Raw genomic sequence first — 15229 nt, 5'->3', positions numbered from 1 at the left:
GCTGCGCTCCATCTTTCCGCTTTGCCGAGGCAATCCATGCACCGCCTGATGCCGTTTCGCACCGTCGCGACCTTGTGGATTGCCGTCCTGCTTTGTCTTCCGGCGGCGGCCTCCGCCCATGCGGACGAGGTCTACCGGGTGCTGACCTGGAAGATGGCGCCCTATGCGATGGTCGACGAGCAGGGCAAGCTGACCGGCTTCGAGGTGGAGATCGCCCGCGCGCTGTGCGACACCATGGGCATCCACTGTGAGATCACCGCCCTGCAGTTCCCGGAGGTGCTGGACCTGCTGGACCGCAACGCCGCCGATTTCGCGGTCGCCAGCATTCTGAAGACTCCGGAGCGGATGAAGAAATACCTCTTCACCGACCGCCACAAGCGGTCCAGCTCCAGCTACATCGGGCGGGCCGGCGAATGGGCGTTGGGTGTGGCGCCGGATCTGGCGGGCAAGCGCGTCTCGGTCACCCGTGGATCGAAGCAATTCGATTACCTGACCGCGAAGAACACCGGCTGCACGATCGTGATCTACGACGACCAGGCGGAGGCGCTGCGCGCCGTCATCGATGGGCGGGTCGATCTGGCGCTGGCCCCGACCGCCGTCACCGTCCATCTGCTGACCAGCGCGGAGGGGGAGGCGCTGGAGGTGGTGGGCGACCCACTGACCGAGAGCGGGCTCGGCGGCGAATCCGCCATCGCCCTGCCGCTGGGGCGCGAGGAACTGCGCGACCGCGTCAACATGGCCCTGCGCGCCATCCTCGCGGACGGGCGATACGACGCCATCAGCTCCCGCTTCCTGCCCTTCCGGATGTACTGAGGCCCCGATGGGTTTCCCCATGCGCTTCCCCACCGCACAGGTCCTCCCGATCATCGCGGTCCTGTTCGCCGGACTCGCGCTGGCCCAGACCGCGCGGGCCGACGCGCCGCCGGCCGGCAAGCCGTTCCTGCGCATCGTGGTCATCGACCATTCGCCGCCCTTCAGCGACCGCGACGCCGACGGGCTGCTGGTCGGCTTCAACATCGACTTCGGGCGCGAGCTCTGCCGGTCGCTGGACATGGTGTGCAGCTTCGACGCCGCCCCCTTCAAGCAGATCATCGACGACGTCGCCGCGGGCCGCTACGACATCGGCTTCGGCAACGTCCTGCGCACGCCGGACCGCGAGCAGCGGCTTTTGTTCTCGATTCCCTATTGGCGATCGAGCACCAGCCTGGTCGGGCGGCGGGGCATGCCCGAACTGGGCCTGGAGGACGCCGTCCGCAGCCGGCGCATCGCCGCCATCCGCGGTTCGCGGCAGCACGCCGCCCTGCTCCGTCTGGCGGACGCCGATCCGGCGCTGCACGCCAACGTGATTCCCGTCTCCACGCTTGACGACCTGTGGGAAGCCATGCGGAGCGGCCAAAGTGACATGGCCATCGGCCCGACGCTGAACGTGGTGCATTTCCTGCTGTCCGACTCCGGGGACGGCTTCGAGACCATCGGCACCCCGATGTCGGAGAATGGGCTGGGCGGGAGCGTGCACATCATCTTCCCGCCCGGCCGGCACGCGCTGAAGGAGTCGGTGGACCGGGCGCTGACGGCCTTGCGCAACGATGGCACCTATCAGCGGATCAACCGCAATTACTTCCCCTTCGACATCTACTGATCCGGAACCGGCCATGACGCCCGCCCGCGACCGCAGGCATCCCCGCGTACGGCTGCAGCCGGCGATTTTGACCGGCGGCGCGATCCTGCTGGCGCTGATCGGCCTGCTCTTCCTCGGCATTGTCGCCGAACAGGGCAAGATGGAGCGGCTGGCCGCCGACAGCCAGGACCGCATGGTGCCGCTGATCCTGGAACGCCAGCGCGCCGTGGTGAATCTGGAGCGGCTGAAGCAGTCGGGGGCGATCGTCCTTTCCGCCGACGATCCCCGCCGCCGCCGCGAGGCCCTGCTGGCCGCCCAGGCCTTGGCCTTCCACCCGACCTTCCAGTTCGATCCCTCGCTGAAGCGGCAGGTGACGGACGCCTACGCGGTGATCCGGCAGGTCTCCTCCGCAAAGGCGCGGCGGGCGGAGGGCGGCCCCGCCGGCGACGCCGCTCCGACCGCCGAGGAGGAGCGCCTGGGCGAGGCATGGGCGCAGACCCTGGTGGAGTTGAACGCGGTCGGCGACCGGCTGCTGGTGGACGTGACCGAACTGACGGCGGGCCGGCTGGGCCAGATCCAGGAGCGCACCCGCCTGGTGTCGCAGGTCATCCAGTTCGCCTTCGTCGCGGTGCTGGCGATCTTCATCGCCGCGGGGCTGCTGATCCGCCGTCATGTGGTGCGGCCGCTGCTGTTCGCGGCCGACGGCCTGCGCCGCATCGGCGAGGGCGAGCGCGACATCCGGCTTCCCGGCGCCCGCACGCAAGAGCTGGACAGCATCCTGGACGCCGTCGTCCGGCTGGGCACCCAGGCCGAGGAGCTGCGCCTGACCCGCGACCGGGCCGAGGCGGCGTCCCAGGCGAAGGCCAGCTTCCTCGCCAACATGAGCCACGAGATCCGCACCCCGATGAACGCGGTGATCGGCCTGTCGCATCTGGCGCTCAAGACCGACCTGACGCCGCGCCAGCGCGATTACGTCCTCAAGATCAGCCAGTCCGGCCAGCATCTGCTGGGCATCATCAACGACATCCTGGACTTCTCCAAGATCGAGGCGGGGAAGCTGAGCGTCGAGCGCACCGGCTTCCATCTGGACAAGGTGCTGGGCACCCTGGCCGACCTGATCGCGGAGAAGGCCGCGGTCAAGGGACTGGAGCTGATCTTCGACGTCGCCCAGAACGTGCCCAGCGACCTGATCGGCGATCCGCTGCGCATCGGACAGATTCTGGTCAACTACGCCAACAACGCGGTCAAGTTCACCGAGCGCGGGGAGATCGCCATCATCGTCCGGCTGGAGGAGGAGGTCGGGAGCGAGCTGCTGGTCCGCTTCGAGGTGCGCGACACCGGAATCGGCCTGAGCGACGAGCAGAAAAGCCAGCTTTTCCAGAGCTTCCAGCAGGCCGATGCCTCGACAACCCGCAAATACGGCGGCACCGGGCTGGGGCTGGCGATCTCCAAGCGGCTGGCCGAGCTGATGGGCGGCTCGGTCGGGGTGGACAGCGCGCCGGGCCGCGGCTCCTGCTTCTGGTTCACCGCGCGGCTGGGCCGCGACAAGCCACGCCGCCTTCTGCTGCCGCGGCCCGATCTGCGCGGCCTGCGCTGTCTGGTGGTGGACGACAACGAGAACGCCCGCGTCGTGTTGACCGACATGCTGGCGGCCATGTCCTTCACCGCCGAGGCGGTGGATTCCGGCCCCGCCGCCATCCAGGCGGCCCGGCGCGCGGCGCGCGAGGGCCGGCCCTTCCGCGTCGTTCTGCTGGACTGGCAGATGCCGGGCATGGACGGGCTGGAGACCTCCGCCGGCCTCGCCGCCCTGGAGCTGGATCACGCCCCCCACCACATCATGGTCACCTCCTACGGCCGGGAAGAGGTGCTGAAGGGCGCGGAGAGCACGGCCATCGAGGAGGTGTTGTTCAAGCCCGTCAACCCATCCGCCCTGTTCGACGGGATCATGCGGGTTCTGGGGGCGGACGAGCAGACCGCGGACGCCCCTTCGGAGACGGCCGCCGCGTCCACCGCCGACCTGTCGCACCTGCGCGGCGCCCGCATCCTGCTGGCCGAGGACAACGACCTGAACCAGCAGGTGGCCTGCGAACTGCTGGGCGACGCCGGGCTGGTGGTGGAGGTCGCGGAGAACGGCGCCATCGCCGTCGACATGGTGCAGGCGGCCCACTACGACCTCGTGTTGATGGACATGCAGATGCCGATCATGGACGGCGTCGCCGCGACCCTGGAGATGCGCCGGCTTGGCTTCGCCGGTCTGCCCATCGTCGCGATGACCGCCAACGCCATGCAAGCCGACCGCGAGCGTTGCCTGGACGCCGGCATGAACGATTATCTGGCCAAACCCATCGACCCGGATGCGCTGTGGGCCACCCTGCTGGCCTGGATCACCCCCCGGCCGGGGCTGGGCGCCGAGGCGCCGGCTCCCCTCCCCGCACCGGCGGTGGAGGACCAGGGCGACCTGCCCGCCGCCGTTCCCGGGCTCGACACCGCCACCGGGCTGTCGCGGGTGCTGGGCAAGAAGCGCCTCTACCTCGACCTGCTGCGCAAGTTCACCGCCGGGCAGCGCGGGGTGACGATCGCCATCCGGGCGGCGCTGGACGGGGGCGACATCGCCGCGGCGGAGCGTTACGCCCACACGCTGAAGGGCACCGCCGGCAACATCGGCGCCCACCCCGTCCAGGACGCCGCCGAACGCCTGGAAACGGCCATCCGCGACGCCCGGCCGCGCGCGGAGATCGACGAGCGGCTGGACGCGCTGGAGCCGCCGCTGGGCGCCCTTCTCGCCCATCTGGACGCGGCGCTGGAGTCGGCGGGCGACGCCAGGGCGTCCAGAGCCGCGGCCCGGCCCGCCGCGGTGGATGCCGACGAACTCCACGCCCTCTGCGACCGGCTCCGCCAGCTTCTGCTCGACAGCGACCCCGACGCGGAGGAGGCCCTGACGGCCAACGCGGGCCTGCTGCGCGCCGCCTTCCCCGACCGCTTCGACACCATCGCCGATCAGATCCGCAATTTCGACTTCGACGACGCCGCCGCCACTCTGGACGCGGCGCTGGCCGACCGCGGCGCGACCGCCCAGGCCTGAACGGACATCGGCCTTGCCGCTTCCCCCAATTCGGAACGTTTCCATGGACATAGCATCGCCCGCACCGGTTCCTGCCGCGTCGAAGCCCACCATCCTCATCGTGGACGACACGCCGGACAACCTGAAGCTGCTGAGCGGCCTTTTGAAGGACAGCTACCGGGTGAAGGTCGCCAACAACGGGCGCAAGGCGCTGGAGATCGCCGCCGCGATCCCGGCGCCGGACCTGATCCTGCTCGACGTGGTGATGCCGGACATGGACGGCTACGAGGTCTGCGCCGCCTTGAAGGACGCGCCGGGAACCCGGACCATCCCGGTGATCTTCCTGACGGGCCGGACCGACGAGGCCGACCGGGAGCGCGGCTTCGCCATGGGGGCGGTGGATTACATCACCAAGCCGGTCGATCCTCCGATGGTGCTGCAGCGGGTCGCCGAGCGCGTTCCCGTGCCCTGACCGCGGTCCCCACGCCGGCGGCGCCGCGGAAAGCCGGTTTCAGGCCGGCGCTTCGGCGAGGGCGGACACGCGCCGCGGCATGCGGACGACGAAGCTGGCCCCGCCGCCGGACGGGCTTTCCACCTCGATGGTTCCCTGAAGCACCTGATGGACGAGGTTGAAGGCGATGTAGAGCCCCAACCCCGGAAACTCGATGCCACGGCGGGTGGTGAAGAAGGGGTCGAACAGCTTGGGCAGATGCTCCGGTTCGATCCCCTTGCCGTCGTCGGACAGGCGCAGTTCGACCCAGTCCTCCTCGCGCGGCGTGACCGACAGGGTGACGCGCCCGCTCTGACCGGGCCGGAAGGCGTGGGCGACGGCGTTGCGGATCAGGATGGACAGCACCTCCGACAGCGGGCCGGGATGGCTGTCGATGGTCAGGCCGGCGGGGCAGGACACGGTCAGGCTGTGCCCGGCCTCGCGCAGATGCGGGTCCAGCCCGAACAGCGCGTCGGACAGATAGTCCTTGAGATCGAACACCCGCCGCTCCGATCCGGCGCGGTCCGCCACCACCTGCTTGAAGCTCTGGATCAGGTTGGCGGTGCGCACGATGTTGGTGGTCACCAGCAGCGCCCCTTCCCGCGCGTTCTCCAGGAAGCGGGCAAGGTCGGACTTGCGGATCGCCCCGCCCTGGAACTGCGAGGCCAGCGATTCGACCAGCCCGGACAGATGGGACACCGCGGTCAGGGCCACGCCGATCGGCGTGTTGATCTCATGCGCGACTCCCGACACCAGCAGGCCCAAGGCCGCCATCTTCTCGGTCTGGATCAGGTGCTGCTGGGTTTCCTCCAACCGGTTGTGCGCAGCGCGCACCTCCTCCACGGTGGCCCGCAGCGAGTCGGCGGTGGCCTTCAATGACAGGTGGTTCTTCACCCGCGCCAGGACGATGGGGGGGCTGATCGGTTTGCTGATGTAATCGACGGCACCAAGGTCCAGGCCGAACTTCTCGTCCTCCACAGAGGTGCGGGCGGTGAGGAAGATCACCGGAACGTCGCTGGTCCGCGGATCGGCCTTCAGGCGGCGGCACACCTCGTACCCGTCCATGCTCGGCATCATGACGTCGAGCAGGATCAGATCCGGCGGATGGTCGGAGAAGGCGATGCGCAGCGCGGCATCCCCGTTGTTCACGGTCTTGACCGTATAAATGGATTTCAGGTGGCTGCTCAGCAGCGACAGGTTGTCGGCGGTGTCATCCACGATGAGAATCGTCGCCTTCGTCGGTGCTCCCATATCCGCCCCTTCCTCCTGCGGTGGCAAGGGACGATCCGGCACGGCCCCGCTCAGGGGCGCCGGCCACAACCAGCGCGTCACCGGCCCGCAGAAACACCCTTACCCGCCAAAGGGGACCTTACAACGCGATTTTTTATCATCAAAGACAATTTATCGGCGGCATTCGACCGCGACACTCTCTTTTCGATTCTTTTTCTGGATAAAGATCAACTGCATTTTACGCATCGGCCGAATTTAACAGACGCCACGCCGTACCGGGGGAACCGGCCGGCGCCCACGGGCGTTTCCGTGTCCGCGAACGGCGGTCGGGACGCGAAAAAGTGGTAGCCCGCCCTCACCCGTCAAACTGTCACAGACCGCTCGTATAGTCCGTCCAACTTTGGAAATGCCTCGTGAATCCAGCCATGCCGACGCCGACATACCCCCGAATGATCCAGTCCACGTCCACGCCGACGCTGCATTGCGCCTGCTGCGGGCGTCCGTTCGCCCGCGCCTCCGGCCGCGGCCCCGCCCCGCTCTACTGCTCGGCGGACTGCCGGACGCAGATCCGCATCCGCCAGAGGGTCTGGTCGAGCCGGCCCGGCTATACCGCCGCGAACGGCACGGCCAACCACTGCCCCACCCTGTTCGAGACGGCCTGCGCATCATGATGAAGCTGGTGATCCACGACCGCCATTCCGCCGCCGGGCTGATCCTGCCGGAGGTCGGCCACATGCGCGATGTCGTGCGCGCCCTGCGCGGGCTGGACGCGGTGGACAGCGCGTCGGTGCTTCTGGAGGCCTTCGCGCGGCGCTGCCTGGAGGCCGGCGTGGCCTTTGAGTCGACGGACCCGCTGACCGCCTGCTCCTTCTGCACCCATCTGGTGGAGGTGGAGGTCCATGCGGAGGACGGGGCGGCGCCCGTCCAGTTCGTCCGGCTCTACGACCGCGACGCCGACGGCATCCTCTGCCGCCGCCATCACGGCACCCTGCACGCGGTGGCCCGGCAGCTGCGGTGCGAGGACGGCGCGCCCTTCCCCACCCTGCCGGCCATCGCCGCCAAGACGGCGGCTTTCAAGACGGCCGCTTTCACCGCCGCGATCCCGCCGCGCCCGCTCTGACCAAGCGGACGCGGCCGGGACGACCAATCGTTACGGCATATACTGGCCGCCATTGACGTCGAGAACCTGCCCGGTGATGTAGCCGCTGCAGGCGTGCGACGCGAAGAACAGGAAGGTCGGGGCGCACTCTTCCGGACGGCCGAAGCGGCCCATCGGGAAACCGGAGCCGATGCGGGCCTTGGTGTCCTCATCCTTGTCGGCATGGAAGGCCGTGTCGAAAGTGCCCGGCGACACCATGTTGAAGCGGATGCCGTCCTTTGTGTGGAAGGCCACCCAGTTCTTCTGGATGTTGTGCAGCCACGCCTTGGCCGCGCCGTACAGGCCCGCACCCGGACCGCCGCCGGTGTAGCCGGCGACCGAGCCGACCGAGATCACCGAGGAGGTGGTGCCGCTCTTCGCCGCAGCGGCTTTCAGGTGCGGCAGCGCGTGCTTGGTCACCATCAGCGCGGAGCGGGAGTTCAGGTCGGTCACCGCGTCGAAGAAGGCGTCGTCGATCTCGGGCAGCGGCTTGCGCGCGACCAGACCGCCCGCGTTGTTGATGAGCACGTCGATGCCGCCGAAGCGCTCCACGAAGGCTTCGACCAGCGTGCCGCACGCCGCGCTGTCCGACACGTCGGCCTGGAGGAAGACGACCTCGCCGCCCAGCCCGTTCAGACGGGCCAGCGTGGCCTCCAGGTCCGCCGGAACGCGGCGGCCGTTCATGGCGACCTTGGCGCCGGCGCGGGCGAACGCCTCCACCGCCGCGAGGCCGATGCCCTGCGTGGAGCCGGTGATCAGAACGCGCTTGCCCTTCAGATCGTCAAACATTCCTAGCCTCTCGTGTCTTGGTGTCGTTTTGGCCCGGCTCAATCGGCCAAGCGGGGTTCCGGCAGGCCCTGGGCGCCGGGATCGAACATCAGGACGCGCCCGCCGTGCGGGTCCTCGGCGAGGTCCGCCGGCCCGCGGCTGAGCGAGGTGACGAACATCGTCCTCAGGTCCGGCCCGCCGAAGGCGCACATGGTCGGCTTGCGCATCGGCACATCGATCCGCCGGTCCAACACGCCGCCCGGGGTGAAGCGCTTGATGCAGCCCTCGTCCAGGCAGCAGATCCAATAGCAGCCGTCGACGTCCACCGCGGCGCCGTCGGGGCGCCCGACCATCGCCCGCATGTCGACGAAGGGGCGGCGGTTGGCCGCGGTGCCGGTGTCCGTGTCATAGTCCCAGGCCCAGACCATCCGCACGTCGCGGTGGCTGTCGGACGCGTAGAGGGTCCGCCCGTCCGGGCTGAAGGCGGAGCCGTTGGGGATGATGTAGCCGCCGGTTCCGGTTTCCGTCAGCCCGTCGGCCCGCGTGAAGCGGTGCCACAGGCCGGAGGCGTCGCCCTTGCTGATGTCCATGACCATGCTGGACAGCCAGAACCGCCCCTGCCGGTCGCAGCGCCCGTCGTTGAAGCGCATGCCCTCCTTGGGGAAGCGGTGGGTGGCGAGGGCGGTGACCACCGCCTCCCCGCCCTCGCCCGGCAGATCGACGTCGAAGACTCCGGTCTCGCAGGCGCAGACCACGCCGCCGTCCGGACGCAGGACGAGGCTGCCGATCATCTCCGGCAGGGTCCAGCGGCGGTGGGCGCCGCTGGAGGGGTCGAGCCGGTGGATGGTCCGCGCCGGGATGTCGATCCAGGTCCACGAGCCCCGCTTGGCGTCCCAGACCGGGTTCTCGCCGGTGCCGTTGCGCAGGTCGGGATCGAAGACGGCTTCCAGGCCAACGCTCGTCACGGCAACTCCATGGGCGGTCATTCCGGGGTCCCCATGCGGCTGCTTCCAGCGGCCGGGTTGATCGTCGACGGGCCGCCGGCCGAGCGCTCCGCCCACAGCCGGCGCAGCAGCGGGAGCATCAGCGTCAGGATCGCGATGACCAGCAGGGTTGCGGTGATCGGGCGAGTGTAGAGGAAGTCATAGCTGCCGTTGGACAGCGACAGCGCGCGGCGGAAGTTCGCCTCCGCCATCGGCCCCATGATCAGGGCGAGCACGACGGGCGAGGCTGGGAAATCCCACTTCTGCATGAAGTAGCCGACGACGCCGGCGGCCAGCATGATCCAGATGTCGAACATGCTGTTGTTGATGGCGTAGGTGCCGACGATGCACAGCGCCAGGATGGCCGGGGTCAGCACCGACTTCGGCATCTGCAGGATGCGCCCCATGAAGCGCAGTGAGCCGAGGCCGACCACCAGCATGAAGACGTAGCAGACCAGCATGCCGGCGAACAGCGTGAAGACCAGATCGGCGTGGTCCTTGAACAGCAGCGGGCCGGGCTGCAGCCCCTGGAGCGTCAGGGCGCCCAGCATCACCGCGGTCACCGCGTCGCCGGGGATGCCCAGCGTCAGCATGGTCAGCAGCGCGCCGCCCGTGCAGCCGTTGGCGCCGGATTCGCAGGCAGCGACGGCGCCCAGCTCGCCCTTGCCGTAATTTTCCGGCGTCTTGCTGAAGCGCTTGGCCTCGTTGTAGGCGACGAAGGCGGCGATGTCGGCGCCGGCGCCGGGGATCATGCCGATGACGATGCCCAATCCCGAGGAGCGCGCGATGTTGCCCAACTGGCGGCGGAACATGTGCCAGGGCGGGATGATGCGGTCCAGCGCCGCGGCCATGCCGGCGCGGACCTGCGGGTCCTCCAGCGACTTGAAGGCTTCGGCGGCGGCGAACAGGCCGATCATCACCGGGATGAAGGGCACGTTGAACAACTCGGTGTAGCCGCCGGTGTAGCGCGGGAATCCGCCCATCGGGTCGAGCCCGACGGTCGCCAGCAGCAGACCGAGGAAGCCAGCGATCAGGCCCTTGATGACCGACACGCCGGAAATGCTGGCGATGATCGACAAGCCGAAGACGGCCAGCGCGAAGGACTCCGACGCGCTGAATTCCAGAGCGAAGCGGGCCAGCACCGGGGCCAGGAAGATCAGCACGAAGACGCTGGCCGTGCCGCCCAGGAAGGACGAGAAGGTGGCGGTGCCCAGCGCGATGCCGGCCTGCCCCTTCTTGGTCAGCTCGAACCCGTCGATGGCGGTCGCCGCGGCGGCGGGGGTGCCGGGAATCTTCAGCAGGATGGCTGTGACCGAACCGCCGTAAATACCGCCGAAGAAGACGCCGGAGATCATCAGCAGGCCCGACAGCGGGTCCATGCCGAAGGTGAAGGGCAGCAGGATGGCCACGCCCATCGTCGCCGTCAGGCCGGGCAACGCGCCGATGATGATGCCCAGCGTCACGCCGAACAGGGCGAGCAGCAGCGCCATGGGCTGGTTGAACAGCGCCTGCGCGCCGTGAAGAAGCATGTTGAGTTCGTACATCTCACCCCTCCGTCAGCGGAGCGTTGCGGCCGGTCAGATCGGTTCGGGTCATTCGAAAAGGCTCCCGACCGGAAGCGGCACGCTGAGCGCCACGGCGAAGGCGGCGTAGATGAGCGCGGTCAGCACGGCGGCGATGGCGGCGTTCGCGATCAGGTTGCGCCGTCCCATCAGCCACATCAGGCCGAACAGGTAGATGGGAGTCGCAATGGCGTAACCAACGAACTCCATGGCGTAGAGGCAGGCGGCGGTCGCGACGATGCCGATGGCGACCGTGCCGTAGCTAGCCTTCGGCCCAGCCTGCGGCAGGTCATCCGGGGGAGCGGCGGGCGCCCGTAGCGTGTTGAAGACCAGGATCGCGCAGAGCACCAGAAGGGCCCCGGCGAAGATGATCGGGAAACGGGCGGGGCCGACATCGGTTTCCAGCATGGTCGGCGGGAAGTCCCCCGCGACGATGATGGCGGCCACAGCGACCGCCATGACGAGGACGGCAATGACCAGCGTGGCGAGGCGGTCCTGCGGGCGCAGGCCAGCCTTGCCGCCCGGAGCGGGAGCGTTGCTCATGATTGAATCTCCTTCGGACGCCCGGCGGCCCGAAGGCCGCCGGGGACACGCCGGGGATGCGGCTTACGTGTTTCGGCTTACTTGGCGAGGCCGATCTGCTTCATCAGCGTCTTGAACATCTCGGCGTCCCTCTCCATGGCCACCTTGTACTCCGGGCCATCGAGATAGGCGTAGCTGAGGTTCATCTTGGTCAGCTGGTCGCGGAAGCCCTGCTCCTCGACCGCCTTCTTGGAGGCGGCGCGCAGCGTCTCGACGACGTTCGCCGGAGTCTTCTTCGGAACGACGATGCCGCGCCAAGTGGCGACCGTCACGTCGATGCCCTTCTCCTTCAGCGTCGGGGCATCCGGGAACGCCTTGGAACGCTGATCGTCCATCACGGCCAGGATGCGCAGCGTGCCGGCGGCGATGTGGCTGGAAACCTCGGCCGGGCTGACGCTGACGGCCTCGATGTGGTTGCCGAGAAGCGCGGTGACCGCCGGGTTGGCGCCATCGTACGGGATGTGGCTGAACTTCAGGCCCGACTTGGTCGCCAGGGCCTCGGCGGCGAGGTGCCAGATGGCGCCGGTGCCGGAGTTGCCGATGCGGACCTTGCCCGGGTTCTCCTTGGCGTAGGCCAGGAACTCCTCGATGGTCTTCCACGGTGCGTTGGCGTTGACCGTGATGGCGCTCGGCTCCGCGTTCAGGCGGGCGATCGGGGTGAAATCATCGGCCGTGAAGCGGGCGACGCCGAGGTTCGGCAGGGTGGTGATCTCCACGGTGCCCATGCCGATGCGGTAGCCGTCCGGACGGGCGGCCATGATCTCCGACAGGCCGACGGCACCGCCGCCGCCGGTCTTGTTCACCACGCCGACCGACTGCGGCAGGTGGCGGTTCACGGCGTCCGCGTAGGCGCGGGCCACCAGATCGGTGCCGCCGCCGGCCGCGTACGGAACGATCAGCTCGATCGCCTTGGTCGGGTACTCGGCGGCCTGCACGGCGACCATCATCGTGGCGGAGGTCAGCGCGCCGACGACGGCGCCGGTGAGGAAACGATAGCCCTTCATGAGCGTTCTCCCTGGAACTTTGCTTGTGATGAGGAGGGGGAGGAAAAGGTCCGCGGCGCGTTCTGCGACCGGCCGCGGCTTGGTGCGCTGGTGCCGTGGGTCCGGTCAGCGCGGGTTGAGGCGCCGCCACGCGGCGACGAAGGCGTCCGCCCGCTTGCCGACCTCGGCGGCGGACAGGCCCGGCGCATACAGCGCGGACCCCAGCCCGAAGCCGGCCACGCCGGCGTCCAGGAAGGGCGCCATGGTGTCCGGGGCGATGCCGCCCACGGGCAGCAGGCGGGTGCCGGCGGGCAGGATGGCGCGCATCGCCTTGATGACGCGCGGGCCGACCAGCTCCGCCGGAAAGATCTTCAGGGCGTCGGCGCCGGCTGACAGCGCTGCGAAAGCTTCCGTCGGCGTGGCGATTCCGGGCAGGCTGACCAAGCCCGCGGCCTTGGCGGCGCGGATCACCGCGGTGTCGGCGTGCGGCATGACGACCAGATCGGCCCCGATGTCCTTCAGGCGGGCCACCTGTTCCACCGCCAGGACCGTGCCGGCGCCGACCAGGGCGTCGCGCGGCAGAAGCCGGCGGACGGCGGCGATGCTGTCGAACGGATCGGGCGAGTTCAGCGGCACCTCGATCATGCGGAAGCCGCTGTCGTAGAGCGTCTGCGCAACGCCCTCCGCCTCCGCGGGGGTCAGGCCGCGCAGGATGGCAACCAGCGGCAGGGCGGAAAAGGCGGCGTCGAAGCGGGCCTTCAGGGATTCATCGGACATGATGGTCACTCCCCCGCCGGCGCGATCAGGCCGGCGGCAACGGCAAACTGGAAAAGCCCACGCGGGGCGGTGTTCTCAAGCCGGTCGGTGGGCTCGACGCCCAGCAGTTCCAGGCCGCGCACGTACCGGCGGCAGAGCGCGCCCTCGCCGATCAGCAGCAGCGGACGACCCTCATGCAGCTCGTTGCGCATGTGGCCGAGGCCGGAGACCAGCTCGTGCCCGATCAGCAGGCCGGACAGGTAATCCTTCAGAAGCTCCGCCGGCATGCGGCGGGTGATGCCGAGCGTGCGCGCGGCGAAGATCTGGTGCGTGAAGTCGCCCGGCCCGCTGGCCTGCGCCGCCCGCACGCCCTCGGCGAAGGCGGCGTCGGATTCGGCCTCCGCCGGAGCGGCGTCCGCCGGCATCAGCCGGCCGAGGATCGAATGCTTGCACAGGACGGCGAAGGTCTCGCCGGTCATGTAGGAGGAGAAGCGGATCATGCGCCCGCCCACGATCTCCACCCATTTGGAATGGGTGCCCGGCAGCACCATGCAGGCGTCGCGGCCCCAGTCGGGACGGTCGGCCAGCACGCCGGCGATCTGGATTTCCTCGCCGCGCAGGATGTCCGGCGGGCCGTTCGGCGGGTCGTAGAGGACGCCCGGCGCGATCAGGATGCGGGAACCCGACGCGCTCTCCACCGGCACGGCCTGCGAGGCCAGGGTGGTCGTGTCGGCGGGGCAGCGGACATAGGGGGCCTCACGCCAGCCCTGGGCGCTGCCGACCATGCCGCCGGCCACCACCGGCAGGCCGGGATGGGCGGCCATCCAGCCGCCGCACAGGTCGGCAAAGGCCTGCTCGAAGCCGGCGACGCCCGGCATCGGCAGGTTCTGGATGCCGTGCGCGTTGGCGCGCTGGTCCAGCACCCGCCCGTCGCCGCCCATCAGGAAGCCGCGCAGACTCGATGTTCCCCAGTCGAGGGCGATCAGCGATGCCCCGACGCCCTTTCGTCCCGTTTCCATCCCAAATCCTTTGAAATCGCGTCGGCGACCGCCCGGACCACGGGCCCAAGCTCCTCCATCCGTTCGTCCGGCATGTACGGCACGGCGCTCGCCACGCTGATGGCGGCGACCACCTGATTGCGGACGTCACGGATCGGCGCGCCGACGCAGCGGATGCCGATTTCGTTTTCTTCAAGGTCGAAGGACCAGCCGCGGTCCACATAGGCGGCCAGCCGGGACTCGAACTCCGGCCAGGGCGCCAGCGGGGGCCGTTCCGGCGCCGCCGCGGTCAGGCGGAGCGCGTGGTCGTACAGCTCGGACCAGCGCTCGCGCGGCAGGCCGAGGAGAAGCGCCTTGCCCAGCCCCGTGGAGGCCAGCGGCATGCGCAGGCCGATGCGCGACCGCATCTCCAGCCCGCGCGTGTTCGGAATCTTGTCGAGATAGAAGACCTCCGCCCCTTCGACGACGCCGAGATGGACGGTGTCGCCGGTCTGGCGGGCCAGTTCCTCGATGTGCGGGCGGGCGATGGCGACCAGTGGGCGCTGCTCCAGCGCGCGCATGCCGAGCGCGATCAGCTTCGGCCCCAGCAGATAACCCTTGTAGGGGACGTGGTGCAGATAGCCGTCCTGGGTCAGGCTGTTGAGCATCCGGTGCGTGGTGCTGCGCGGCGTGCCCAGCCGGGCGGCGATGCCCTTCACGTCCCCGATGCCCGCCGCCACGCATTCCAGGAGGGCGAGGCCGCGCATCAGCGTCTGGGTTCCGGAAGCCTGCGGCTTCTCCGGCGACGCTTGTGCATCGAGCGGATTTGCTCCGATGCCGGCCATGTCCTCCCTCCCGCGTTCTTGTTTGATATCTGGCATATCAGTTTCCACCACTTTATGAAGGCGTACACAGTGTGTCAAATAAATAAATTGCTGTCCATATAGTGGGACACTTTAGACGCAAGACAGCCTTGCCCCACCGTCCGGGCGGTCGTCTTGATCAGGGCGGCGCCCCTGCCCATCTGTTCCCTTGAGGCGACCGGGGCCGCGCATGGTGCGGGCCACACAGGCCGTCTTCC

14 protein-coding genes and 1 pseudogene are annotated in these 15229 nt (G+C 69.1%); 6 read left to right on the top strand and 9 right to left on the bottom strand.

What is annotated here, in order from left to right:
- Positions 1-36: 36 nt before the first annotated feature.
- From D3869_RS23575 to D3869_RS23560, 4 genes and pseudogenes are all read left to right on the top strand, one after another.
- On the top strand, positions 37-813 hold the full coding sequence (locus D3869_RS23575) for a substrate-binding periplasmic protein (RefSeq protein ID WP_137142245.1): 777 nt from the start codon (positions 37-39) through the stop codon (positions 811-813).
- A 7-nt stretch (positions 814-820) separates the two neighbouring features.
- A complete protein-coding gene (locus D3869_RS23570; protein ID WP_247895998.1) occupies positions 821-1639 on the top strand; it encodes a substrate-binding periplasmic protein in 819 nt (272 codons plus the stop codon).
- Positions 1640-1652: 13 nt separating this feature from the next.
- Positions 1653-4700 carry a hybrid sensor histidine kinase/response regulator gene (locus D3869_RS23565; protein WP_137142244.1) on the top strand — a complete coding sequence of 1016 codons (3048 nt, stop codon included), beginning with the start codon at positions 1653-1655 and terminating at the stop codon, positions 4698-4700.
- A 43-nt stretch (positions 4701-4743) separates the two neighbouring features.
- Positions 4744-5127, top strand: a pseudogene (locus tag D3869_RS23560) (response regulator); the annotation flags it as partial.
- A gap of 63 nt (positions 5128-5190) precedes the next feature.
- Here D3869_RS23560 and D3869_RS23555 read toward each other — a convergent pair.
- On the bottom strand, positions 5191-6420 hold the full coding sequence (locus D3869_RS23555; RefSeq protein WP_137142242.1) for a sensor histidine kinase: 1230 nt from the start codon (positions 6418-6420) through the stop codon (positions 5191-5193).
- A 428-nt stretch (positions 6421-6848) separates the two neighbouring features.
- On the opposite strand from D3869_RS23555, the gene D3869_RS23550 reads away from it, so the two are divergent.
- Both D3869_RS23550 and D3869_RS23545 read left to right on the top strand, forming a co-directional pair.
- Complete coding sequence (locus D3869_RS23550) at positions 6849-7070, top strand: hypothetical protein (protein ID WP_137142241.1); 222 nt, start codon at positions 6849-6851, stop codon at positions 7068-7070.
- Complete coding sequence (locus tag D3869_RS23545; RefSeq protein ID WP_137142240.1) at positions 7067-7519, top strand: hypothetical protein; 453 nt, start codon at positions 7067-7069, stop codon at positions 7517-7519. Before D3869_RS23550 ends, D3869_RS23545 begins: the two co-directional genes overlap by 4 nt.
- Positions 7520-7549: 30 nt before the next feature.
- On the opposite strand, the gene D3869_RS23540 is transcribed toward D3869_RS23545, so the two are convergent.
- The 8 genes from D3869_RS23540 to D3869_RS23505 form a co-directional block, all read right to left on the bottom strand.
- On the bottom strand, positions 7550-8326 hold the full coding sequence (locus D3869_RS23540) for an SDR family NAD(P)-dependent oxidoreductase (RefSeq protein ID WP_137142239.1): 777 nt from the start codon (positions 8324-8326) through the stop codon (positions 7550-7552).
- A 38-nt stretch (positions 8327-8364) separates the two neighbouring features.
- Positions 8365-9291, bottom strand: a complete 927-nt coding sequence (locus D3869_RS23535; RefSeq protein ID WP_137142238.1) for an SMP-30/gluconolactonase/LRE family protein — start codon at positions 9289-9291, stop codon at positions 8365-8367.
- Positions 9288-10832, bottom strand: coding sequence for a tripartite tricarboxylate transporter permease (locus D3869_RS23530; protein WP_137142237.1), 1545 nt, complete (start codon positions 10830-10832; stop codon positions 9288-9290). The genes D3869_RS23535 and D3869_RS23530 overlap by 4 nt, the downstream gene beginning before the upstream one ends.
- A 48-nt stretch (positions 10833-10880) precedes the next feature.
- Positions 10881-11393: a tripartite tricarboxylate transporter TctB family protein gene (locus tag D3869_RS23525; protein ID WP_137142236.1), complete on the bottom strand. Its 513-nt coding sequence runs from the start codon at positions 11391-11393 to the stop codon at positions 10881-10883.
- A gap of 77 nt (positions 11394-11470) precedes the next feature.
- A complete protein-coding gene (locus D3869_RS23520; RefSeq protein WP_137142235.1) occupies positions 11471-12436 on the bottom strand; it encodes a Bug family tripartite tricarboxylate transporter substrate binding protein in 966 nt (321 codons plus the stop codon).
- A 105-nt stretch (positions 12437-12541) separates the two neighbouring features.
- Entirely contained in the window at positions 12542-13192 is a 651-nt protein-coding gene (locus D3869_RS23515; protein WP_137142234.1) for a 2-dehydro-3-deoxy-6-phosphogalactonate aldolase, read from the bottom strand.
- A gap of 5 nt (positions 13193-13197) precedes the next feature.
- Complete coding sequence (locus D3869_RS23510; protein ID WP_137142233.1) at positions 13198-14190, bottom strand: 2-dehydro-3-deoxygalactonokinase; 993 nt, start codon at positions 14188-14190, stop codon at positions 13198-13200.
- A complete protein-coding gene (locus tag D3869_RS23505) occupies positions 14154-14993 on the bottom strand; it encodes an IclR family transcriptional regulator (protein WP_137142232.1) in 840 nt (279 codons plus the stop codon). Before D3869_RS23505 ends, D3869_RS23510 begins: the two co-directional genes overlap by 37 nt.
- Positions 14994-15229 lie beyond the last annotated feature (236 nt).

Source organism: Azospirillum brasilense (assembly GCF_005222205.1).
Classification (GTDB): Bacteria; Pseudomonadota; Alphaproteobacteria; order Azospirillales; family Azospirillaceae; genus Azospirillum; species Azospirillum brasilense_G.
Note: the sequence above shows the minus strand (reverse complement) of the source record. Positions and strands in the feature narration are given on the sequence as shown.

Coding starts and splice junctions, on each gene's coding strand:
- D3869_RS23575 (WP_137142245.1), top strand. CDS start 37: ATGCACCGCCTGATGCCGTTTCGCACCGTCGCGACCTTGTGGATTGCC.
- D3869_RS23570 (WP_247895998.1), top strand. CDS start 821: ATGGGTTTCCCCATGCGCTTCCCCACCGCACAGGTCCTCCCGATCATC.
- D3869_RS23565 (WP_137142244.1), top strand. CDS start 1,653: ATGACGCCCGCCCGCGACCGCAGGCATCCCCGCGTACGGCTGCAGCCG.
- D3869_RS23555 (WP_137142242.1), bottom strand. CDS start 6,420: ATGGGAGCACCGACGAAGGCGACGATTCTCATCGTGGATGACACCGCC.
- D3869_RS23550 (WP_137142241.1), top strand. CDS start 6,849: ATGATCCAGTCCACGTCCACGCCGACGCTGCATTGCGCCTGCTGCGGG.
- D3869_RS23545 (WP_137142240.1), top strand. CDS start 7,067: ATGATGAAGCTGGTGATCCACGACCGCCATTCCGCCGCCGGGCTGATC.
- D3869_RS23540 (WP_137142239.1), bottom strand. CDS start 8,326: ATGTTTGACGATCTGAAGGGCAAGCGCGTTCTGATCACCGGCTCCACG.
- D3869_RS23535 (WP_137142238.1), bottom strand. CDS start 9,291: ATGACCGCCCATGGAGTTGCCGTGACGAGCGTTGGCCTGGAAGCCGTC.
- D3869_RS23530 (WP_137142237.1), bottom strand. CDS start 10,832: ATGTACGAACTCAACATGCTTCTTCACGGCGCGCAGGCGCTGTTCAAC.
- D3869_RS23525 (WP_137142236.1), bottom strand. CDS start 11,393: ATGAGCAACGCTCCCGCTCCGGGCGGCAAGGCTGGCCTGCGCCCGCAG.
- D3869_RS23520 (WP_137142235.1), bottom strand. CDS start 12,436: ATGAAGGGCTATCGTTTCCTCACCGGCGCCGTCGTCGGCGCGCTGACC.
- D3869_RS23515 (WP_137142234.1), bottom strand. CDS start 13,192: ATGTCCGATGAATCCCTGAAGGCCCGCTTCGACGCCGCCTTTTCCGCC.
- D3869_RS23510 (WP_137142233.1), bottom strand. CDS start 14,190: ATGGAAACGGGACGAAAGGGCGTCGGGGCATCGCTGATCGCCCTCGAC.
- D3869_RS23505 (WP_137142232.1), bottom strand. CDS start 14,993: ATGGCCGGCATCGGAGCAAATCCGCTCGATGCACAAGCGTCGCCGGAG.